The following is a 20,999-nucleotide window of genomic DNA, read 5'->3' as shown; positions in this document are numbered from 1 at the left end:
TTTCTATGAGAAATATTCTGTTGGCATTGCTTCTTCTTGGATCTTCTCAGGCATTTGCCTGGGGCGGCCGCGGTCACGACACCATCTGCCGTGTTGCCACCTTCCTGGTGAAAGAACCGGGCTTGAAAGAATACATGCAGCACAAACCCCAGATGATGGGACACCTGTGCAATATGCCGGACTTTTACTGGAAAAGCCTGGGTGGCGACGCTGCGAAACTGGGGAACTCCACGCACTTCATCGATATTGAAGTTATTGGCCTGGATGTGAAAGATATCACCGTTGATTACAAACAACTGATGACTGAATTCACCGGCAAACCAAACAAGTTCAAAAACGACGGCTCCACGATCAAATCCATCCCGCAGGAATTCGGTTCTTCCTGGTGGAGAGCCGACCAGTTCATGCGCCACATCGCGGGCCTGAAAGAGGACTTCGCGAAAGCCAAAGCGCCAACGAACTTCAAAGAAGAACAGGACAACGAGCTTCCTTACAACAAGCTGGCCTATGATATGGTCGTGTCCATGGGGCTGATGGGTCACTTTGTTGGCGACAACTGCCAGCCATTCCACACCACGGCGGACTATGACGGTTATGCCGCCGGTCACGGTGGCATCCATGCTTACTTTGAAGATCAGGTTGTTGGCCAGTTCGATGGCGACCTTGACTATCTGGTGCTGAAAGCGGCTCGCGGAATGAAAAATCCGGAATTCATGAAGCCAAAAACAGCCATTGAGAAAATGAAAGTTCTGAGTGTGATCTCAAACAAAGAGATCCCGAAGATCCTGAAAATGGATCCAGTCATCAAGAAGTCCACTCTGGTGAAAGAAAAAGGCATGGAACTTAAAACCGCAGCGGAACGTCAGCCGGCATCTGTGGCCTTCAAAAAAATGAAACCGATGATCGTGACGGAAATGGCTCGTGGCGCAGTTCTATTGGCGGCGCTTTGGGATGAAGCTTATGTTTCTGCCGGCAAACCAAAAATCGGCGCTTACAAGTCCTACAAGTATCCGTTCACTGTTGATTTCGTAACCCCGGACTATATCGAAGTTCCGAAAACAGAAGAAAAGAAATAGTTCAAAAAAATGTCCACTGCTTTTCTGGCGGTGGACATTTCCTTTTAGTGTTTGTGCGCTTGAATTGCGTAGTCCACCATTCCCTGGAAATCCACGATCACCACGGGTTCATCGCCCACCACCCAGGCATCATGGCCGGGCGGAACCAAAGACACATCCCCGGGTTTACAATCTATCTCTGTTCCATCATCCATCTTGATTCTGAGTACTCCTGAAACATGGTACTGAAAGTGCGGAGCTTCGCAGCTATCGGTTTGTGCGATCTCTTTCACTGATTTGGACCAGCGCCAGCCTGGCTGCAGGGTCGCCCGGCCCACAACGGCCTCGCCAAAGCGGACCAGCTCCAAACGGCCATTAGGAAACTCGCGAACCTCATCCGCAGAACTGAAATTCAAAGCTTTAAGCGTTCCGCTGACCTTTGCAAAGGCCGTCGAAGGATTCGGCTTTTGCGGTGATGCGGAAGTTTGTTGCGTAGCCATAGTCACCTCCTAAAACTCATTCTACGCCCGTTCGGCATACCACTCAAATTCTCCTCCTCGCCCGTGCCGACCGCCACTGGCCCACTTCCATGTTCTTGGACCGAATCTCGATTTTTAGATAGTGGGTCTGGAAAACTGACCTCAGTAAGAACCTATTGCAGATGGCCGCGGCACGTCCGGTGCTATCCGACTTAGGACATCCGCAGGAGATAAAATGAAAACGCCGCTTTTACATCTATTAAAACTGACCATGCTGAGCGCCCTGATAGCTCATTTGGGAATTCATGCCCTTTATCTGGCACCCAACAATCCCGCCACTCCCCAATATATGAGCTTCGTCGACACTTACATGGGAACGTTCTTTACCCAGAACTGGCACCTGTTCGCACCGGAGCCGGCAACCGCCAGCCTGCAACTTTCCTATCGCTGCGACAGCCTGCAAGCGTGGAAGTTTCCTTTGAGCGACATGCTTGAAGACCACAAATCCCTGCCGGTCACAGCCAAGGGGAAACAATCCTACGTTCTGCAACATCTGGCGCGTGAGATCTTTAACAGCAAGATTCTAAAGAAAACAGACGCGGCCATGGATGAACTGCACATCCTGCAAAGATATTTGCAAGACCAGTGCGGTGAGCAAGCCGCAGCCGAGGTGCGCATTCAGCGGGTGTTCACTCAAGACTATTCCAAGCGCTTTTCCAACACGGAAGTCCGCACTGAAACCTTCACCTTCGGCATCAAACAGGAGTCCTTCGCATGGAACTGATTCAGCAACTTAAGGAATTCTATCTAAAACTGCATCTGGAAGTGAAGTCTCTGCAGGCACTGCGCTTTGCCCGCCGCCTGGTGTATGCCTGGGCATTTATCAACTACGCGATCCTTGCGACAAAGGCCGCCTACTTCTATTCCAGCAGTGCTTACATTCCGGCCAAGGATTTCGACAGTCTGAATCTGTTGGAAAAGTCCCTGAACCTTCTGCACTGGGGGCCCTTCGCCGACGCCTATCCCGTGTTCCTGGCACTGATTCTGGCTGCGACGGCTTTTGCCTTCTTTGAAAAAGCCCCGCGCGCCTCTGCAGCGGTGGTTTATTTTCTGATGATGAATCTGGATAACAAGGCCTATGTGACTTTGGATGGCGGTAACAATCTGATGCATTTGGTGACCTTCTATCTGATCTTCATCAATACAAAAGAAACACAATCCGCATTTTCAATCACCCTGACGAACCTTGCTGCGCTGATGATCAAAATCCAGGTTACCTTGGTTTATGCAACTGCAGGTCTTTTAAAGGTCATGGGACCTCTGTGGAATAAAGGCGTCGCTCTTTATTACACCATGGGCGTCAGCGAATATGGCAATCATGAGATTTTTAAAACTCTTGCCAACTATCCGCTGCTGCTGGCGGCGATGACGTTGGGAACTGTTCTGTTTCAAATCTCGCTGCCTTATCTGATCTGGCAGCGCAACTGGAGACCTTACATCGTACTGATGGGAACGGCCTTGCATCTTTCGATCTCTTTGGTGATGGGTTTGTTCATGTTCGGATTCGCCATGTGTGTAAGCTACTTCTTCTTCTATGAAGACGGAGAAAAAGGATTGTTTGGATCCTTGCTGAAAAGGGTGCGGGTATGAAAATCAAAAAAGTGCTGAGCCATACTTTCACCGTGCTGATCTATTCCTGGGTGGGCCTGCAGTTCTTTTCGTGCAGCCCCGATATCCAGAAAGTGAAAGAAAACGAATTAGCCACCCGCCTGCAGAACACTTGGCAGGAGCTAAAGAAAGACAATCTGATTCACGGAAGCATTCTGATCCAAAAAGGCTCCGAAGTTCTGTTTGCCGACGGCGACCTGAATAAGGTCTACCCCATCGCCAGCATCTCGAAGTCCTTTGTGGGTTTAATTTACTTTCACAAATCGCAGCAGGGTTTAAAACTCGACACCCCGGTCTGCCACTGGCTGAAAAATTTCTGCACCGGAGACTTGCAGAAGATCACTCTGCAACAGTTGTTGGATCATAAATCCGGCTTTGGCCGGGATCTGAGCCTCGTAAGCTTTTTAAAACGCTCCATGAGTACTGACTGGAACTTGCAGGATATCGACACACTGGTTCTGGAAGACAAGGACCTGAAATCAGCACCCGGGAAAGAATTCGGATATTCCAACTTTGGATATCTGGTTCTGTCCCGGGTTCTGGAAATCATTGAACAGAAAAACTTTTCCCAAATCCTGCAGGAGCATGTCCCTGCTTCCACAACTGCGGCGATTCAAAAAGGGGACAAACTTCCGACATATGCACTGATCCCGGGAAGTTCAATTCAGTGGGAGCTGAACAAGGAAAGTACTCTGTATAAATCCGCCGGTGCCGGAGGCATCAAGTCGTCAGCCCAGGATCTTATGCAGTGGCTGGGGCAGCAGCGACAAACACTGCCGAAGCTGAACAAGGACAAGCACTATTCACTGGGATGGGTGCGCTCGGAAAAGCAGTCTTATCAAGCTTTCTGGCACAACGGAGCGACTCCGGGGTTTTACTCGCTGGTCGCGGTGATTCCGGAATCGGACCTGAAGATCGTGATTCTGACTGACAACTATAAATTTATAAAACACTGGTCCGACAGGGCCGAAGCATTTGAACAATACCTTTATTAAGGAGGAAAAAATGAAAAAGTTTATCACAGGGGCTCTGGCAGGCTTGGTCCTTGTCTCTTCAACAGCGAACGCACAACTGTGCAGTCCGGTCACCCGCCCCGCGGGCGGCTTTGTTCCACCCATCGTCGTGAAAGAGCGACTGAAAGAACTCCGGCAGGAACTGGGCGACCGCAAGCTGGAAGAGATTTTGGGAAGACCTGTCCTGGTTTCACTGGACAAGTACTCAGAGATGGATCCGAAAGGAATTAACGCCAACGCCTTTGTCGCAGCCGCTGCAGCAGGCGCCGCCGCTTCCGTTGTCGAGTATGTTTGGGATCGCTATGTTGGTAACGGCCCGAAAGATCGTTATATTCAGGAAGAATACTTTGATATTCGTCCCGGCACGGTGCCGGTGCTACCCGCCGATCCACCCAAAGTGGGCGGACGCGATATCGGTCCCGTAGCCCTGACACCGGCTGCAGTGGGAACTGCCGTGGCGGGAACGGTTGCTTACAAAGCGGCTGAATACAGCATGCGAAAAGTCTTTGGCGATCCGAACAAGGACGTCCGTCAGTATGATGAAAGAGACTTTGATATTCAAAGAAACTACCAGAACTAAGATCCCCGAAGGCCCGCCAAAAGCGGGCTTTTCTTATTGTCTCATTCTGAAACTGACCTCGGGGCCTGTATGCCGTTACAAGGCCCCTGTCATATCCTTAGACGCCCAGTTCTTCCAGGCTCTTTTTGACCGGGGCATAAAGCTCGCACTCTTCAAAGTTGGAGAAAAACTTTTATTAAGGAGAGAGAGCATGAAAAAGAAGAGTGTATTGGCGATGGCTATCATTATGGTTCTGGGTTCTGTTAAGGCGATGGCAGAGAATTTCGAACAGGATGAAATCTACCGCGAAATTCAATTGGGAAAAGTGGAAGCCACTGAAGCTGCGAACGGCTGCGAAGAGTGCGCACTGAATACCGACGGCAAACTTGACGCCGTGGAGTTCGACAATCTGAATCAGCTCACCAAAACTTACGCCGCTGAAGAAGATATGAAAGAGCGCCAACTTATCAGTGAAGTGAGCGTTAAAATCTCCAAAATTGAGAGATTAAAAGATGTAAGTCAGCCTCAATTGAATAAAGAAGTGCTAAGAACAGTCAGCGAGGCCAAGAAACTTCGCGACATGAATAAGCACAACTCCAAAATGCTACAGAAGCTTTCCGGAGATCTTGATGAAAGATGGCAGTCCTTGAATGAGATGGACGAAAGAAATCAAATTCAGGGTCTGCGTGTTCACCCTGAACTGAGATACTAATCAGGGCGGGCGTCATGAAAATGAAGTTACTAACACCGCTGATTGTATTTTGTCTAATAGCACCGGCGTCATCCATGGCGCAGGAGCTGGAAGAAAGCCGTATCATCACCGCTCAGATGAATGACATGCAGAGAATGATTCATGAGATCGCGGAATTGCAGGATCAGGCAGACGTTGAGTACGAACATGATGGCGTCGAACGCGTCGGCCAACTGGGTAAGATCATTGTCGAAGCAGAGATTCTTCGTGAATCGGCTGAGCTCTCAGAATCAGGTGACGAGGTTAACGAAGCCTGGCTGGAGGTCTCAAACCTGAGAACCATGGCCTGCAAAATTGTAAAAGGCGAACAAGCGACAGAGTGCAAATAGACAAAGAGAAAAGAACAAAAGCAAAGACCTGGCGAACGCCGGGTCTTTTGCGTTCTCAGGCAGTCCTTCGCTTACCGCGCCGTCAGGGTGCTGCCTGCCGAGGCCGCCATAATACATCCGATGGCCAGCCACTGGGATGGCATCAAAGATTCACTTAAGAACAGTATTCCGATCATTGTTGCAAACGCTGGCTCCAGGCTCATCAATATCCCGAAGGTCTTTGCCGGCATGTTCTGCATCGCTTTCATTTCAAGTGAGTATGGTAATGCACTTGAAAGAATCGCGATCACAAATCCCATCATCCACAATGACGGATCCACAACTTGATCAAAGTTTGTGTAAAGTCCCACGGGGAAAGTCACTGCGGCGGCAAAACACATTCCCACCGCTGCCGTCGCCGAAGAAGAATTTTCTTTTCCCGTCGACTTTCCAAAGACGATATAAAGAGCCCAGAAGAGCCCCGCGCCCAAAGCCAACAGCACTCCGACCATATCCAAAGCCTGACTGACTTCAGATAATGGCAGTATCAGATAGATACCCAGGCCCGCCAGCACCGCCCACACCAGATCCAAAATTCGTTTGGAGGAAAGCAGCGCCACCGTCAGCGGACCTGTGAATTCCAATGCTACAGCGATTCCCAGAGGAATACGTTCCAGGGCAAAATAGAACAGCAGATTCATCAGGCCCAGGGAAATACCATAGGCAGCGATACGGCGAAGGCCGGACGCAGTGAATTTTTCCCGCCACGGACGCATCACCAAAACCAGGATCAAAGCAGAAATGAAAACCCGCAGGGCCGTTGTGCCCGCAGGTCCCGCCACCGGGAAAAGACCTTTAGCAACCGAAGCGCCAAACTGAATGGAAAGCATGGCGATCAAAATGAGATAGATGGATTTATAAAGCGGTTGCACTAGAGGCTTCTCCGTCACTTTTCTAACAGGTGCGCGCGCTCTTGGGCTCAAAGTGTCAGGCCAGTCTCACACTGAGAATCGCGCTTGCTAAGTGCCTGACAGCAGGTCGAAGGATTCTCATCTTTAAACAGCCGACATGGCACGGTCATAGCAATAGGTGTATGTATACCGCTTGTTACAAAGGAGTTCAAAATGACATTCACTAAAATCATCACAGCAGCAATCATCACAATGTCAGCTACAGCTTCTTTCGGTGCTACCAAATGTGCAGACAAAGCAAACATGGGCCGTCACGCTCACACAGCTTCCCAGTCCAAATTCTCCCCGACTGTGAAGGTTGTTAAAACTGCTACAAACTCTGGTATCCAGTAATTAGCTAATTTAATTCAAGTTCCCCCAAACCCAAGCCTTCCCCCCCAGGGCTTGGGTTTTCCCTTTTTTAGACCTTCAAAAAACAAAAACCCCACTCTTTTCGGAGTGGGGCTCTTATTAGATCTTCAACAAGTATCCGGTTCCATGTATCGACGACAGTCGCCCTTTTAGCTCGGGCACCTTGCGCTTCAGATTGTATAAATGAGTGTCCAGAGAGTTCTTAACAATGTGGCGTCCGCCCCAGATGTTTTCTTCCAGTTCTACACGCGTAACCAACTGGTTCTTTTTATCCATCAGAACTCTAAGAATCATGTATTCAACTTTCGTCAGGGAATGACTGTTACCGGACACATAGATACAGCGATTTTTATCATCCAATGAAATATGCGCTTCATACCAGCCAATGGCTGCGAGCCGATTCTGCAGATCGACCTCATTGATGGGCTTTTCCAAGAATCCACTGACACCGTTGTTAACAGCACGAATGGCCATGTCTTTGTCAGCATTACCGGAGACAATCATGATGAAGGCGCGCGGGCTGCGCTCGCGAATTGCGGGGATCAACTCAAAACAAGTGTGCTCATCCAGCGTGTGATCCAGGAAAAACAAATCCCACGACTGGCTTTCAATCATTCGCATCGCTTCTGCGAAAGAGGAAGCACACTCAATCTTACCCAAATGACTGAATTTAGCCTGAAAAAGCAGGGCGAAATCCTTGTTGTCATCAACAAGAAGTATCTTTTTCTCCATGGCTCCTTCCAACGTTCAATATTACCACTAAAGAAATGTGTTCAACGCTTTATTGTTAAAGCTATGTCAAAAAGTAAACTAACATCAACTTAGTCAGCAGACATTATAAGAGTTTATCTCACTCATCTATTTGAGTTTTTCTTGAGTTTTTCAGAATAAGGAACAGAAAGATATCGTCCGAACGGGCGAGCAGGAGCGGAAAAGAAAGGATTGAGGTCTTAAAAAACAAAAAGCCCAGGGGTTACCTGGGCTTTTCGTTCTCTCACTTTTAAGACTAGGTCTTAGAAAGTGTAAGTGTAAGCAACTTGAGAGAAGAAGTTGTCAGAGTCGATTTTACCACCAACTGTATCAGAGAAGGTAGCATCGATCATGCTCTTACCGAATTTGATACCTGCGCCAGCAGCCATTCTTGTAGAGTCAAGATCAGTTTTGTCGCCAGAAGCGTCGTCTTTAGTTTCGTTCAAGATCACGTTTTGAGCAACGGATGCACGAAGAACCAACCAAGAAGCCGCGTTGTGCTCAACACCCATGTAAACTGGAAGCAACAGAGACTCAGAAACGTCTTTTACTTTAGTAGAAGCTACTTCTACACCGTAGAAGAAGTTGCCTTCTTCAGACTTAACTAGAGTGTTAACCATACCCAATTTGTAGGAAGTTGTTTCTGCCTCAGAACCAGCCAAAGCGCCATCGCCTTCAACTTTGGACATTTTTACGTTACCGTAAACTTCCATTTCTGGAGACATGTGGTAACCAACAGTTACGTTAGTCAAACCTTTGGATTCAACTTCAGCAGCAACTGTGCCGTTGTCCATTTCAGATTTGCCAGTGAAACCTTGAACCAATTCGAAGTCCCAAGTTCCGTTGGAAGCTGCAACTGCAACACCCATAGAAGAAGCTTTAGCTTCGATAGCGTCGTTTTTACCGTTGGAGTACTTCGCAGTCACACCCCAAGTCCAGTCGCCCATTTTGGAAGCGTAGAACAAGTTCAGACCGTTTTGCTCTTTCAACAACAAACCGTTGCCTGGAGCAGCTGCTTCGATAGCAGCGTTAGCTGTATCAATTGCAGTAGAGAAATCTGCAGAACGACGACCGAAGTAAGCACCGAATGCAGAATCGTCACCGTGACGTTTTACGAAACCACCTTCAGCGTGAGGAGTTGCATTACCAGTACCACCCCATTCGATAGTCGCTTGTTCAGAAAGCGCCATGAATTGGTAAGGTCTGTCAAACGCAGTTTGGAAATCCAAAACGTGACGTGAGTTAGCCAAAGCCTCTACACGTGCTTTAGAAGCCATTGCTGCTGGAGCTGCTGCCATAGTCAAAGCTGCTGCTACTAGAATCTTTTTCATTGTTGCATCCTTTCGTTTCGTTGCAATCTTATGAACTTTTAAATCCATTAAAAGCTTTAATCGTTTACACAAAAAATGCTAATGAGGACCAGTTCCAAGATCAACAACAAAAATTTTCGGTAAGTTTTCAGCGCACCCAAAAAGCCGAAAGACGCATCAGGACTGTGACTTCAACTCCACAGGACTTTGTTACCAAGAACCCTCGCCAAAAAATCCGCTTTTTTAAAGTTTTTATTCCAGTAAAACTCGCGCCAGTAGCGGCTTTCATTGAAAAAGTAAAACTGCGAATTTTTCCTCGGGAAAGATGCATAGTTGTGAATTGTCTGCTGTTTGTTGGTCCAAAATAAAATGCAAAAACGACAATTGACGCAAAAGCTCCATTTGGGTCTGGAATGCTGGATCAAGGTCTAGCTTTACAAACATTTTACGTTACACAACAAGACCTCAGTCATAATCTTTTTCCCAAACTTAACCATTTTTTGAACTTATATATAAGGAGTTCATGTGAAGATCCCAATGCTATTGTCCGCTTTGCTGGTGCTTGGCAGTTTCAGTGCACAAGCTGCAGAAATCTCTGGCCTGACTGTTAACGGAGAGGTTGCTTTTGATTACAGCTTCCTTTCCACGAAAGATACAGCCCTGCAGAATTCTGACGGTGTTACTAATGAGGCGTACCGCTTGCGTAACGCTCAGGTGCTGATCAGTAAGGAAACCGAACAAGTTTACTTCGTAACCCGTCTGAACTATGCGCCGACGGCTTATCAGTCCTCTCCTACTGACAGCAAAACTGCGAACTTTGGTATGCTGGACCAGGCAGAGATCTTTTATAAAGCCATGCCTAATCTATATATAGGTTTCGGTCGTTTCCTGACCACCATGGGTTATGAATCATTGATGAAGTATGAAAACGCGTTCTACAGCAACACCATTGCATATCAAAGCATCGTGCCTGGTTATGGTGAGGGCTTGCGTGCAAAGTATGTGGCTGGTGACTGGCTGACGGCAACTTTGTCCACTTATAACCAAGCGGCTTACGGAGCTTTCGGCGAAGACTATTCTCCGACCAAAACAACAGAACTGTCTGCAACTGGCAAAGCCGCAGGTCTGACATGGTTTGCGGGTTACTATCTGGGCACGGATGATCCATCAGGCGTTAAAACGGAAAGATCATCTTCCAGCGTGTGGGCTTCTTACCAGATCACTGAAAACTTCCTGGCTGCATTGATCTATGATTCTTTGACGACAAAACCAGATGGCGATCGCTTGCACTGGTCTGATGCCACCACGGTTCTACTGACTTATGGTCTAGGTCGTAACAACCTGGGTCTGCGTTATGAGATGGTCCGCGGCGCCAACGAAATCGGTTATGGCGCGGCTGACACTGTGAACTCTATCAGCGTGACAGACAAGTTCGTCCTTAACGACAACTTCAATCTGTATGTGGAGTACCGTCAGGACATGTCTAATGAAGACGCGTTCGTTGATGGCGATGGCGCAGCTACCGACAAAGCCAGCGTTGTAACCCTGGGTGCCCTGGCGCACTTCTAATTTTCAATCCGCATGACGGGGGCCTCGGGCCCCCGTTTTCTATCTAAGCTACCGAAAGCACTCACAATAGTCCGCAGTTGCATTTTTTCGGCAATTCCGCTATCTTAAAGCCACATCTCTTAGAAAAGATTCCTCTGCGAATCTTGATCCAATCTCTAAGTTCCATTCACTGTTCGATCACAAGTCAGCAAAAAAGATTCTACTTTAAGCCTGCGTAACTTGTGCTAATCTCAAATAAAAGGAAATACAGCCTGTAATGCAAAAGAAAAAAATCCTCACTGGCACCATCAAAAGACATCCTGACGGATTTGGATTTTTCATCCCCGACGACAAAGAACACCCCGACGTCTACATTCCCCGCCACTCCATGGAAGGCATCATGACCAATGATAAAGTCGCCGTGGAAGTCACTCCCGAAAAAGGGGGCGAAAGATTCCGTGGTGAACTTGATCATGTTCTAAGTCGTGGAACCAAAACCGTGGTGGGCCGCTTCTTCAAAATGAACGAGCGCACCGGACTTATCCGCGATGAAGGCAAAGGCTGGGGTCAGGATCTTAAAATCAAGATCGAAGACTCTATGCAGGCCAAGGATAAAGAACTGGTCGCTGCCGAAATCACCAGCTATCCCGATGACGGCAAACCATTCACCGGCAAAGTCACCGAAATCATCGGTGACGCCATGGATCCGCTGACAGACCTGAAACGTGTGATTCGCGCCAACAATATTCCTCTGGAGTTTTCAAAAGCCACTTTGGAAGAGGCCGAACACTTCACAGAAGTTCCTGACGAAAAAGACTTCAAAGGCCGCCGCGATCTGCGCGACAAAGCCCTGATCACAATTGACGGCGCCACCGCCAAAGACTTTGACGATGCTGTTTACGTGGAAACCCTGAATGAGGGCTTCCTGCTTTATGTCGCCATCGCCGACGTCAGCCACTACGTCAAAATCGGCACCGCTATCGACAAAGACGCCTACGAGCGTGGCACCTCGGTGTACATGCCAAACTTTGTGGTGCCGATGCTGCCGGAAGTTCTGAGTAACGGTCTTTGCTCCCTGAATCCTCACGTGCCGCGCCTGTGCCTGGTGGCTGAGATGCTGTTTGATTTCACCGGCGAGCTTGTCAAATCCGACTTCTATGAAGCCGTGATGGAAAGCAAAGCCCGTGTCACTTACGGTGAAGCCCAGGAAATCATCGACGGCAGCGAAGTTGAAAAACACAAACACGTCAAAGAGCACATCCTGCGTCTTTCTGACCTTGCGAAGATCCTTATGGCCAAACGCTTTAAGGAAGGTTCCCTGGATCTGGAAATCCCGGAAACCGAACTGGTTATCGACGGTGCCGGAGTTCCAGTGGACATTCAGCGCTCTGAGCGCCTGTTTGCCCATCGTCTGATTGAAGAAATGATGCTGGCGGCGAACGTCGCAGTGGCAAAATTCCTGCACAGTCGTGAAATCCCCGCTTTGTACCGTATTCACGAACCGCCAAATGAAATGGCGATTCGCACTTTGGAAAAATATCTGGCGAACTTCGGTGGTAAGACCAAACTTGGCAGCGGAAAACTGCAAAAACGCCTGACCAAGGCGCTGGAAGAGTTTGAAGGCCGTCCGGAAGCGCAAATCCTGAACATCCTGACCCTGCGATCCATGAGTCAGGCGAAGTACAGCATGAACAACGTCGGCCACTTCGGTCTGGGGTTTGAGTTCTACACTCACTTCACCTCCCCGATTCGTCGTTATCCCGATCTGATCGTGCATCGTCTGCTTAAAACCCAGGTCATGCCCAATTCCCGCTATCGCCTGATGAGCGAAGATGATCTGGCAACAGCCGGAACCATTCTATCCGCGGCGGAACAGCGCTCGACCAAAGCCGAACGTCAGGTTCAATCCATCAAGAAGGCCCGCTTCATGCAGAAATTCGTCGGCCAGGAATTCGACGGCATGATCAGCTCCGTGGCAAAATTCGGCGTCTTCGTGTTGCTTCGTGAATATGACATTGACGGCTTGGTACGCCTGGATGATCTGGGTGGCGAACGTTTCGAGTTCGATGAGGAAAATCTGCGCCTGGTGGCGAAACGTTCCGGCTTTGCCTATTCCATCGGCGACAGCATCCGTATTCAGGTTGTGGCCGCTGATCCAGAGGCCGGGCAGATCAACTTTGCTCTGGCGGGACTGGAAAAAGAAGAACACGACGATGACAGAACTCCGGCGGAAAGATCCGCGGCGGCTGTTCTGAAACGTTTGCATGGTGAAAAAAGGTCTGAAAAACGACCTAAAGATCACATCAGTCACGGTAAGAAAAAACATCAGGACCGTGAATTTGAACGCGGCGAAAAGCGCGCTGACAAAAAAGCTGGCAACAAGGACTTCGGCAGCAAGAAGAAAGAATTCGGCAAAAAGAACTTCCGCGAGGAAGGCCCGGACCGCTTCAAGCAGAAGCCTGGAAAGTCCAAGTTCTTCGGTGACGTTCGTAAGGATGCTCCTGAAGGAAGCGCTGAAAAGCTGCGCAAGGTTGAAAAACAGTACAACCTGAAGCCACGCCAACTGGACAGCGAGGAAAAGCGGGGTCCAGACAAGACCTTGCTCGAGATGATCCTTGGTCCAGAGAGATACCGCGAACAAGTCAACGGGGACGCTGCAGACAAACCAAAGCTCAGTAAAAAATTGATGTTTGCCGAACAGTCTAAACTCCGGGATAATGACGGCTATTCGGAGAAGAATAGTGACAGCCTTAAACACCGGACGCCAGATCGGAAAGACTCTAAAAAACGCGGCAAGACTGAGAACGATCGTGGGGGTGTTCGCAAAGCACGGGTTTCACCAGGTCGCGGAAAAGGTAAAACTCGGTAAATTCATCATCCAGCGTTTGAACGCAAGCTCTGACGTCGAAGAACTTTCGATGCCAGAGCGGATGAGAATGAGTTTTGAGGAACTGGGTCCCACGTTTGTAAAACTGGGACAATTGCTGGCCACCCGCCCTGACTTGGTTCCCGATGAGTACGTCACTGAATTTGAGAAGCTGCACGATCGTGTGCAACCCCTGTCCTTCGAAACTATTGAAACCGTTCTTCGCGAAGAATTCGGAAACTCCCTTTATCAGAAATTTGAATCCATCGAACAAGAACCTCTGGGATCGGCCAGTATTGCCCAGGTTCACCGCGCCCGCCTGAGCACCGGCGAAAACGTTGTCATCAAAGTTCAACGTCCGGGCATCATTCAGACCATCAACGATGACTTGAATGTTCTTTATCTGCTGGCGGAACTGCTGGTCACTTATATTCCTGAAACCCGCACCTACAATCCCGTGGGGATCGTGGATGAATACTTCCGCACCTTGGAGCTGGAAACAAATTTTGTTGTTGAAGCCAACAACATCCGCCGCTTCCAGGAGAACTTCGCCGATGATGAAAATGTTAAAATTCCCAAGGTCTATCTGGATCTGACCACCGAGCGCGTCCTGATCATGGAGGCCCTGCCAGGGGTTCCCCTCAGTCAGGAAGCCTCACTGCAGCAGCCCGGCATCGATCCTGAAGAAGTCATCCGCAGAGGTCTTAAAGCCTATCTAAAGATGGTCTTTGAAGACGGCCTTTTTCACGGCGATCTTCATGCCGGAAATTTCTTCGTTCTGCCTGAAAACAGAATCGGCCTGATTGATTTTGGCGTCGTGGGCCGCCTCAACACACGCACGCAGGCCTCCATTGCGAATATGCTTTTGGCACTGTCGCGAGAGGACTATGAACGTCTGGCCTATGAATACGTGGATCTGGCACCGTTCACCGACCGGGTGAACATTGATATCTTTGCCAAGGACCTGCGCGAGCTGATCGCGCCCTATTTTGGACTGACATTGAAAAACGTGAATCTGGGAAAAGTGCTGATGCGCTCCTCCGGGATTGCTGCCCGCCACCACATTCAGGTTCCGACCGACCTGATGCTGTTCTTCAAGTCGATTGTTTCCATCGAAGGCATGGGCCGCAAAATTCACAAGGACTTTGATTTCCTTCAGTACTCTTTGGAATTTGCCGGTGATCTGGCTAAAACCCATTTCGGCCCGGAAAGAATTCTGAACGATATGTCGCAGATGGCGCGGGAATCAAAAACATTCCTGAATGCCCTGCCTCGCCAACTGAATTTCTTCCTGCGCAAGGTGAACAGTCCGGATCATGCCTTTAAACTGAACGTTACGGAAATCAAAGACCTGAAACGCTCGGTGGAAAGCTCTTCCAATCTGCTGTTCCTGGGTGTGATTATCGCAGCCCTCATCATGAGCGCCTCGTTCGTGTATGTGCACGATACCGTCAGCCACATTGCCGGAATGCCGACGATCAGCTTTATCGGCTATATCATCGCAGGCTTCCTGGGCATGTTTGCGTTTCTTAATTATATTAGAAAACCCTGATACGGAGATAAGATGCAACAGTTGTACTATGAACTCAGTGTCCTGGCCAAAGCAGTCAATTTTAAGAATCTTTCTGCCGCCGCCCTGCACGTGGGACTGAGCCAGCCCCAGCTTTCCCGTATCATCGCCAAGATTGAAGACGAACTGAAAATCGTTCTGCTGGATCGTTCGGCGAAAAGAAAGTCCGGATGGACCGCCGTGGCCTTTCAGCTTTCCGAAATCTTTGAAAAATCCATCCGTCGTCTTGAAACCGAACTTCAGGGCATCAGCAACAACCAGATGGTGGGCGAACTGCATATCGGCACCCTGGAAGGGCTTTCGGATTTTGCGCTGAACACGTCCCGTCTTTGTTTTGAAGAAGTCGGCGTTAAAAAAATCACCCTGGATATCTTTGACCTGAATGAACTGGAAGCGAATTTCCTTTCCGGAAATCTGGATCTGATCTTCACCTCCAAACAGCCGGGCCGTCAGAAATTCAAATATCTGATGGAACTGGGCTTCCAGAAACTGGAGCACATCGAGTCCTCGAAAAAGTTCAACGTTCTTTCCACATTTGAATACGGTCGCGCCAACAAGAAAGAACTGGAACACTTCCCTCACGTTTTCGTCTCAAACTCCCTGTCTATCCGTCGCTCGTGGTTTGAAAAACACGGAGGCACCGGGCATCTTCCCACCGAAGCCAAACGCGGTCGCGCCAAAGACGCCGAACCCGTGATGATGATCGGGTCTGAACTGCTCAATCCCATGCTCTGGGAAAACATCATTTCCGCCATCGAGGAATAATCCCCTCCCGCCCCCCCCAATTGAAACGGGCCAGTGACGCCATAAAACGTCACCGCTGTTGAAATTATTCACACAGGGTTCTGTGGGGGCCTCGTATTGAGACACTGGGCTCTGGCACCCCCCTTGCTCATAAGGATTCCGGATTCTTTTAACGGAGGACTTATGGAATTCCTATTGTCACTTGGTCGCGCTTTCACTTCTTCTGACGCTTTCTGGATGTGGGCTATTTTGGCTGCTCAGGTAGTGTCCGTGGCGATTATCGCCGAACGTTCTATCGCTCTTTTTGTAAACCGCAAGGTGAACCAAAAAGACCTTTCCAAAGCCATTGCTGAAGACATCAAAAATGGCAATCTGGACAAAGCTTTGCGCCGCTCCCTGCAGCTGAGCGCCAAAGAACCATTGGGAGTTGTGGCTTCTGCTGGTATTCAGGCCGCAATCGATATGGGCGGCAAAGAGGAAATCCAGTTGAAGATGGACGAAGTCCTTCTGGAAGAAAACTCCCGCATTGAAAAACGCATCGGCTTCCTGGCGATGTTTGCCAACGTGGCCACTCTGGTGGGTCTGTTGGGTACTATCACCGGTCTGATTCATTCTTTCGCCGGTATTGCCAATGCCAACCCGGTTGAAAAAGCGGCCATTCTTTCCAATGGTATCTCTTTGGCGATGAATACAACTGCTTACGGACTGATCGTGGCCGTGCCTGCACTGATCATGTATGCAGTGTTGCAGAATCGTGCGACCAAACTGTCAGAGGATCTTAATAAAGCGTCTTTGAATTTGTTCATCCAACTGGGCTTCCACTACGCTCCGGTTTCTGACAAGAAAGAAAGATCTCTTGTATGAGCAGCAATAAAGAGTTGAATTTCGAAATCAACATCCTGCCCATTCTGGACATCCTGTCAGTCATGATTTGCTTCTTGCTTCTGACTGCGGTGTGGATCCAGATCGGGACACTGGATACCAAGCAGGCTATTGGAGACAACTCCACAGCCGGCGCCAAGAATCCCCCTTCACTGTGGGTGACGATGGCTGCTGACGGTGGCGTTCAGCTCTCTTTGCGTGATCTTCCCCAGGCCAAGGTTCTTGAGTCCCGCATTACCAAATCCACCAAGGGTGTGAACTGGGAAGCGCTGGAAGGAAAGCTGAAGGCTCTGCGAGATCAGTATCCGGATCTTAAAACAAGTGTTGTGCGCCCGGAAGCGAACACCTCCTACGGTGATGTGATTCGCGTGATGGACCGCCTGAAACAAAGTGCCTTTGAAGGCGTGGGCTTGTCCCCGCTGGGGTAGGAACTATGAGAAAATCACTATTGGAAAATGCGGCATCCCCTAAACGTTCGCCAATGACTGAGTCGCTGACTTTGAGCAGTGGTGGCAAAAAGAAAGGCCTGTTCCGTCGTGAGTTGGCTCTGGCTTTGCCACTAACGTCCTTGATCGATGCGTTTTCGATCATCGTGATCTATCTGTTGATCGGAACTCAAAACAGCGGGATGGAAACACAGATTCCAAATAAAATGACACTGCCTTCGGCCAATCACAGCCAGGGCGTGGAAAAGGTCACCCCTATTCTGCGCATCGAAAAAGGGAGCTACTTCCTTGACGACAAGCGTGTTGCCGCCAATGACCTGACAAACAAGCTGGCGGAACTGAAAAAGTACACCGAGGAAAAAGAACTCGAACTGATGGTTCAAGCTGACACGGAAATGAGATACGCCGACCTGGATCCTCTGCTAAAAGCTGGATCTCTCGCCGGTATCGAAAAACTTAAATTCGCAGTGGTGCCGGGCAAATGAAAAATCTAAGACGAATCACTCTGATCAGTATCGTAGTCCTTGGTGCTCTGAATGGTCGTCTTGCCCTTGCTGACAAGATGAACGCCGGAACGCAGGACCTGGTTATCCAAAAAATGGAACGGGTCCTGTCCGCCATTGGCAAGGAAGATCCTTCATGGGTTCCAACCCAGCAGCGCCTGGCCGATTTGCTGGCGGAACGCGCGCGAGACCGCTTCATGCTGGAAGTGGAAGCCAACTGTGACGGCTGCAAAGGGTCGAAAGCCGACCGTCAGAAGGCCATTGGTATCTATGAGGAACTGCTTCGTCAGGTCAGCCTGAACGAACACGGACCTATTCTGTTCCAACTGGCGCATTTGTACGAAATGGCCGGTCAGAACGACAATGCGATTCGTCTGTTTGAACAAATCATCAAGGAAGCCAAAGCCAAGAAAATCAATCCGGCGATTGTTTCCCGTTCCCACGCCTCTTTGGGCGATCTGTTGTTCCAAAAGAACAAATTCAAAGATGCCCGTTATCACTATGTGATCGCTCTTAAAGACGATAAATTGGAAAACCGCGCCCTGGTGACTTACAACATGGCTTGGTGTGATTTCAACGAGGACAAACTTTCCTCGGCGATCACGATTCTGGAAACTCTTCTTAAAAACAAACACCTGATCACCCGCGACACGGAAGAGGGCTCCAAATACGATCCTGTCTTCCATGCTGATATCATGCGTGATCTGGCGACTTTCTATTCCCGTAAAGACATCAACGACAAAGAAATCGCCCAGTTTGAAACGCTGGCGCCTGCGCAGAACCGCAAGGAACTTCTGTTCCACTTTGCCGGGGAAGCCGACCGCCTGGGACAAAAACAAGCCGCACACAAGATCCTGAACCGCTATCTTGAACAGCCGGATCTGACTAAATCAGAGCGTCTGTCGGCATTTGTGCGTATGGCACAAGTGAACTATGACCGTGGTCAAACAACTCAATCCACGCAAGACTTCGCCAAGGCGGCGGCGGCCTTCAAAACCACCGATTGTGATGATGAATCCAAGTGTGAAGAACTGCAGAAAACGATGAAGCGTTATGTAACAGAGCTTCACCGCCTGAAAAAGCTGAATCCGGATCAGGATCTGCTGAACGCTTACGTTATCTATAACAAAACATTCCCGACGGACATCGAAATGGCCAACCGTGGTTCCCAAATCGCGATGGACATGAAGAAGTATCCTCTGGCGATCCAGATCTATCGCAGCATCAGCGAAAGCCGCAAGTTCTCTGCCAAAGAGCGCGAAGAGGCTTTAACGAATGAAGTCTCTGCTGCGGAAAAATCCCAGGACCTGAATCTGCGTCGTGAAGCTTATGTTCACTATCTGAAGTATTCAGACAATGACGCAAAATCCTTTGAAGTTCGTTACCAGCTGGCTTATCTGAGCTATCAGCAAAAACAACTGAAGGAAGCGGCTGTGGCCTTCAATGACCTGGCGGAAGATAAAAAAGGATCTGCAGATCTTCGCAAGAAAGCTGCCGACCTTTCCTTGGATTCCGCGGCGCAATTGAAGGACGAAGAATCCCTGCAAAAATGGGCATGGGACTATGCCAAGCTTTTCCCTGCCCACCGTGCAGAATTTGAGGCACTGGCACGCAAAGCCCTGATGAACCAGGTGGCCTCTGTCGCCAACAATCCAAAATCGTCTTCTTCAGACATGAAAAAAGCCCTGAAGAAAGTGATGAGCACCGACGTGGCGACAGCAAAACCTGCTGAAAAGGTTCTGTTCTATACCAATGCCAGTGTTCTGGCCCAGAAAACCGGTGAAGACAGCATCTATATTCAGTCCGTCCTGGCATTGATTGCCATGAACGAAGTTTCTGATTCCAAAAAAGATGACCTGCGCGAACAACTGGCAGCTCATTACGAAAAACATCTGGATTTCAAAAATGCTTACCGCATGGCTTCTCAGGTACGTAGCCCAAAGGTGTCTGAAAAAGACCGTGAGTTCCGTCTGGGCACACTGGCTGATCTGGCAGAAATGAATCCGGAAAAACACTATAAGGCCGCTTTGAAAGCCGGTCTTAAAGGTGAGCGTTCTTTGATCATGAGATCCCGCCTGGTTCTGCTTTCCTCCAACCCGGTGAAAGAGCTGAAAGCTCAGGCGCCAGAGTTGAAACAGAAACCGGATCTGCTGAACGAAACCGCTTTGCTGGTTTACGCCCGCACCATGGACAAATCCGGTTTGAAATCCGTGTTTGAAATGAAAGAGCTTCGTCGCAAGTCCGCGGCGCAGTTCTTCCAGAAGCAGGATTTCTACAACAAGGTGGCCAACTTCCATCCGAAGATTGCCTCCCATCAGTTGAACGGCAAGAACGATCGCACTGTGCAGAAATCCATTCAAGAGCGCATGAACCTGACGGCGAAAGCCGACGGCATGCTGAAAGAATCTTTGGCACTGAAAGACATCACAGCTCAGCTCATTATGTTGAATATCGTGGCGTCTGAAAATGAACGCCTGGTGAAAGACCTGGCTTCTTTGCCAATGCCAAAAGGTTTGAGCCCGGCAGAACAGCGCCAGTACGTGGACCTGCTGAAAGGCCGCTCTAAGCCATACCTTCTGAAGGCTCGCACGGCGAAGCAGAAGATGGATGAACTGTGGGCTCAGTCCCCGGCTTTGGGCCAACTGGCTGCTGAATACAAAATGGCGCGCCCTGAAATCCAGAAGCTGCTTCTGCGTGAAATGCAGATTCTGGAAGACCTTCCGGGCCGTGGCCGTATGAAAACAGCGGTTTCTGATGCTTTGGGTTCTTCTTCCTTCTCTAGCCGTGACCTGGTTTCTGCACGTAAATCTGTGTCTGAAAACCCGTCCAATGTGCGTGATTTGGAAAACCTGAAATACCTAGAGACAAAAATGGGCCACCCTCTGATGCCGTCCTACCTGGAAGCCCGTTTAAATCAAATTCAGAAAGGAAAGAGCCTATGAAATCCCTGATTGTTGTGGCCCCCCTTTTGCTTAGTCTACTAGCGGTACCCTCCCTGGCGTCTCAAAAAGCGACAGGATCGAATAAGGTGAAAAAAGAGCAAAGCCACAGGCCCAAACTCGGCACCTCGTTCAAATTTGATGGCAGTGCGCTTAGAGGTAAGTACCAGAGCTCACTGAATACGAAAGCCACCGTAGAGAACGACAAGCTTCTTGAAGATCTCCTGGGTGGCCGAAACCGGTTCGATGACAAAATCGACCAAGACGAGAAAAGAAACTAGGACGT

At 49.2% G+C, this 20,999-nt stretch carries 22 protein-coding genes; 18 read left to right on the top strand and 4 right to left on the bottom strand.

Annotated features, from left to right (window positions below):
• The first annotated feature begins 5 nt into the window (after positions 1-5).
• Positions 6-1,076: a phospholipase C/P1 nuclease family protein gene (locus ACZ520_RS02040; RefSeq protein ID WP_416479552.1), complete on the top strand. Its 1,071-nt coding sequence runs from the start codon at positions 6-8 to the stop codon at positions 1,074-1,076.
• Positions 1,077-1,120: 44 nt separating this feature from the next.
• Here the strand turns inward: ACZ520_RS02040 and ACZ520_RS02035 are convergent, their stop codons facing one another.
• Positions 1,121-1,555 (bottom strand): cupin domain-containing protein, encoded by a 435-nt coding sequence (locus ACZ520_RS02035; protein ID WP_464127304.1) that lies wholly within the window; start codon positions 1,553-1,555, stop codon positions 1,121-1,123.
• A gap of 214 nt (positions 1,556-1,769) precedes the next feature.
• Between ACZ520_RS02035 and ACZ520_RS02030 the strand changes: the two genes are divergently transcribed.
• From ACZ520_RS02030 to ACZ520_RS02005, 6 genes are all read left to right on the top strand, one after another.
• On the top strand, positions 1,770-2,318 hold the full coding sequence (locus ACZ520_RS02030; protein WP_464127302.1) for a DUF5819 family protein: 549 nt from the start codon (positions 1,770-1,772) through the stop codon (positions 2,316-2,318).
• Complete coding sequence (locus ACZ520_RS02025; protein ID WP_416479553.1) at positions 2,309-3,184, top strand: hypothetical protein; 876 nt, start codon at positions 2,309-2,311, stop codon at positions 3,182-3,184. Before ACZ520_RS02030 ends, ACZ520_RS02025 begins: the two co-directional genes overlap by 10 nt.
• Positions 3,181-4,197, top strand: a complete 1,017-nt coding sequence (locus ACZ520_RS02020; protein WP_464127300.1) for a serine hydrolase domain-containing protein — start codon at positions 3,181-3,183, stop codon at positions 4,195-4,197. The genes ACZ520_RS02025 and ACZ520_RS02020 overlap by 4 nt, the downstream gene beginning before the upstream one ends.
• A 10-nt stretch (positions 4,198-4,207) precedes the next feature.
• Positions 4,208-4,795 (top strand): hypothetical protein, encoded by a 588-nt coding sequence (locus tag ACZ520_RS02015; RefSeq protein ID WP_088566409.1) that lies wholly within the window; start codon positions 4,208-4,210, stop codon positions 4,793-4,795.
• Between the two features lie 190 nt (positions 4,796-4,985).
• Positions 4,986-5,486: a hypothetical protein gene (locus ACZ520_RS02010; RefSeq protein WP_464127298.1), complete on the top strand. Its 501-nt coding sequence runs from the start codon at positions 4,986-4,988 to the stop codon at positions 5,484-5,486.
• 20 nt (positions 5,487-5,506) lie between these two features.
• Positions 5,507-5,854 (top strand): hypothetical protein, encoded by a 348-nt coding sequence (locus tag ACZ520_RS02005; RefSeq protein ID WP_464127296.1) that lies wholly within the window; start codon positions 5,507-5,509, stop codon positions 5,852-5,854.
• A gap of 71 nt (positions 5,855-5,925) precedes the next feature.
• On the opposite strand, the gene ACZ520_RS02000 is transcribed toward ACZ520_RS02005, so the two are convergent.
• Positions 5,926-6,723: an EamA family transporter gene (locus ACZ520_RS02000; RefSeq protein WP_464128385.1), complete on the bottom strand. Its 798-nt coding sequence runs from the start codon at positions 6,721-6,723 to the stop codon at positions 5,926-5,928.
• Positions 6,724-6,957: 234 nt separating this feature from the next.
• On the opposite strand from ACZ520_RS02000, the gene ACZ520_RS01995 reads away from it, so the two are divergent.
• A complete protein-coding gene (locus ACZ520_RS01995; RefSeq protein WP_088566413.1) occupies positions 6,958-7,137 on the top strand; it encodes a hypothetical protein in 180 nt (59 codons plus the stop codon).
• Positions 7,138-7,254: 117 nt separating this feature from the next.
• Here ACZ520_RS01995 and ACZ520_RS01990 read toward each other — a convergent pair whose 3' ends face one another.
• Both ACZ520_RS01990 and ACZ520_RS01985 read right to left on the bottom strand, forming a co-directional pair.
• The gene (locus ACZ520_RS01990) at positions 7,255-7,887 is read right to left on the bottom strand and encodes a response regulator transcription factor (protein ID WP_464127293.1); all 633 of its coding nucleotides are present in this window, start codon (positions 7,885-7,887) and stop codon (positions 7,255-7,257) included.
• A gap of 281 nt (positions 7,888-8,168) precedes the next feature.
• Positions 8,169-9,236 carry a hypothetical protein gene (locus ACZ520_RS01985; RefSeq protein WP_417867662.1) on the bottom strand — a complete coding sequence of 356 codons (1,068 nt, stop codon included), beginning with the start codon at positions 9,234-9,236 and terminating at the stop codon, positions 8,169-8,171.
• Here ACZ520_RS01985 and ACZ520_RS01980 point away from each other — a divergent pair.
• From ACZ520_RS01980 to ACZ520_RS01935, 10 genes are all read left to right on the top strand, one after another.
• On the top strand, positions 9,236-9,583 hold the full coding sequence (locus ACZ520_RS01980; protein ID WP_417867660.1) for a hypothetical protein: 348 nt from the start codon (positions 9,236-9,238) through the stop codon (positions 9,581-9,583). The genes ACZ520_RS01985 and ACZ520_RS01980 overlap by 1 nt on opposite strands.
• Before the next feature lie 157 nt (positions 9,584-9,740).
• Positions 9,741-10,784: an outer membrane beta-barrel protein gene (locus ACZ520_RS01975; protein ID WP_232468810.1), complete on the top strand. Its 1,044-nt coding sequence runs from the start codon at positions 9,741-9,743 to the stop codon at positions 10,782-10,784.
• 256 nt (positions 10,785-11,040) lie between these two features.
• The gene (gene rnr / locus ACZ520_RS01970) at positions 11,041-13,632 is read left to right on the top strand and encodes a ribonuclease R (protein WP_464127290.1); all 2,592 of its coding nucleotides are present in this window, start codon (positions 11,041-11,043) and stop codon (positions 13,630-13,632) included.
• Positions 13,633-13,681: 49 nt separating this feature from the next.
• Entirely contained in the window at positions 13,682-15,181 is a 1,500-nt protein-coding gene (locus ACZ520_RS01965; protein ID WP_417868030.1) for an ABC1 kinase family protein, read from the top strand.
• Positions 15,182-15,193: 12 nt separating this feature from the next.
• Entirely contained in the window at positions 15,194-15,964 is a 771-nt protein-coding gene (locus ACZ520_RS01960) for a LysR family transcriptional regulator (protein WP_088566420.1), read from the top strand.
• A gap of 162 nt (positions 15,965-16,126) precedes the next feature.
• Positions 16,127-16,807 (top strand): MotA/TolQ/ExbB proton channel family protein, encoded by a 681-nt coding sequence (locus ACZ520_RS01955; protein ID WP_232468812.1) that lies wholly within the window; start codon positions 16,127-16,129, stop codon positions 16,805-16,807.
• Positions 16,804-17,253 (top strand): ExbD/TolR family protein, encoded by a 450-nt coding sequence (locus ACZ520_RS01950; RefSeq protein ID WP_011163008.1) that lies wholly within the window; start codon positions 16,804-16,806, stop codon positions 17,251-17,253. Before ACZ520_RS01955 ends, ACZ520_RS01950 begins: the two co-directional genes overlap by 4 nt.
• A 5-nt stretch (positions 17,254-17,258) precedes the next feature.
• A complete protein-coding gene (locus ACZ520_RS01945) occupies positions 17,259-17,756 on the top strand; it encodes an ExbD/TolR family protein (RefSeq protein ID WP_464127287.1) in 498 nt (165 codons plus the stop codon).
• Entirely contained in the window at positions 17,753-20,716 is a 2,964-nt protein-coding gene (locus tag ACZ520_RS01940; RefSeq protein ID WP_416479571.1) for a tetratricopeptide repeat protein, read from the top strand. Before ACZ520_RS01945 ends, ACZ520_RS01940 begins: the two co-directional genes overlap by 4 nt.
• On the top strand, positions 20,713-20,994 hold the full coding sequence (locus ACZ520_RS01935; protein WP_041576864.1) for a hypothetical protein: 282 nt from the start codon (positions 20,713-20,715) through the stop codon (positions 20,992-20,994). The genes ACZ520_RS01940 and ACZ520_RS01935 overlap by 4 nt, the downstream gene beginning before the upstream one ends.
• The last annotated feature ends 5 nt before the right edge of the window (positions 20,995-20,999 follow it).

The sequence above is a fragment of the Bdellovibrio sp. BIS2 genome (assembly GCF_055398295.1).
The sequence above is the reverse complement of the archived record's forward strand: the minus strand, read 5'-3'. Positions and strand labels throughout refer to the sequence as shown.

Coding starts and splice junctions, on each gene's coding strand:
- ACZ520_RS01955 (WP_232468812.1), top strand. CDS start 16,127: ATGGAATTCCTATTGTCACTTGGTCGCGCTTTCACTTCTTCTGACGCT.
- ACZ520_RS01960 (WP_088566420.1), top strand. CDS start 15,194: ATGCAACAGTTGTACTATGAACTCAGTGTCCTGGCCAAAGCAGTCAAT.
- ACZ520_RS02025 (WP_416479553.1), top strand. CDS start 2,309: ATGGAACTGATTCAGCAACTTAAGGAATTCTATCTAAAACTGCATCTG.
- ACZ520_RS02030 (WP_464127302.1), top strand. CDS start 1,770: ATGAAAACGCCGCTTTTACATCTATTAAAACTGACCATGCTGAGCGCC.
- ACZ520_RS01965 (WP_417868030.1), top strand. CDS start 13,682: ATGCCAGAGCGGATGAGAATGAGTTTTGAGGAACTGGGTCCCACGTTT.
- ACZ520_RS02035 (WP_464127304.1), bottom strand. CDS start 1,555: ATGGCTACGCAACAAACTTCCGCATCACCGCAAAAGCCGAATCCTTCG.
- rnr (WP_464127290.1), top strand. CDS start 11,041: ATGCAAAAGAAAAAAATCCTCACTGGCACCATCAAAAGACATCCTGAC.
- ACZ520_RS01935 (WP_041576864.1), top strand. CDS start 20,713: ATGAAATCCCTGATTGTTGTGGCCCCCCTTTTGCTTAGTCTACTAGCG.
- ACZ520_RS01945 (WP_464127287.1), top strand. CDS start 17,259: ATGAGAAAATCACTATTGGAAAATGCGGCATCCCCTAAACGTTCGCCA.
- ACZ520_RS02005 (WP_464127296.1), top strand. CDS start 5,507: ATGAAGTTACTAACACCGCTGATTGTATTTTGTCTAATAGCACCGGCG.
- ACZ520_RS01940 (WP_416479571.1), top strand. CDS start 17,753: ATGAAAAATCTAAGACGAATCACTCTGATCAGTATCGTAGTCCTTGGT.
- ACZ520_RS01990 (WP_464127293.1), bottom strand. CDS start 7,887: ATGGAGAAAAAGATACTTCTTGTTGATGACAACAAGGATTTCGCCCTG.
- ACZ520_RS02040 (WP_416479552.1), top strand. CDS start 6: ATGAGAAATATTCTGTTGGCATTGCTTCTTCTTGGATCTTCTCAGGCA.
- ACZ520_RS01985 (WP_417867662.1), bottom strand. CDS start 9,236: ATGAAAAAGATTCTAGTAGCAGCAGCTTTGACTATGGCAGCAGCTCCA.
- ACZ520_RS01995 (WP_088566413.1), top strand. CDS start 6,958: ATGACATTCACTAAAATCATCACAGCAGCAATCATCACAATGTCAGCT.
- ACZ520_RS02020 (WP_464127300.1), top strand. CDS start 3,181: ATGAAAATCAAAAAAGTGCTGAGCCATACTTTCACCGTGCTGATCTAT.
- ACZ520_RS01950 (WP_011163008.1), top strand. CDS start 16,804: ATGAGCAGCAATAAAGAGTTGAATTTCGAAATCAACATCCTGCCCATT.
- ACZ520_RS02000 (WP_464128385.1), bottom strand. CDS start 6,723: ATGCTTTCCATTCAGTTTGGCGCTTCGGTTGCTAAAGGTCTTTTCCCG.
- ACZ520_RS02010 (WP_464127298.1), top strand. CDS start 4,986: ATGAAAAAGAAGAGTGTATTGGCGATGGCTATCATTATGGTTCTGGGT.
- ACZ520_RS02015 (WP_088566409.1), top strand. CDS start 4,208: ATGAAAAAGTTTATCACAGGGGCTCTGGCAGGCTTGGTCCTTGTCTCT.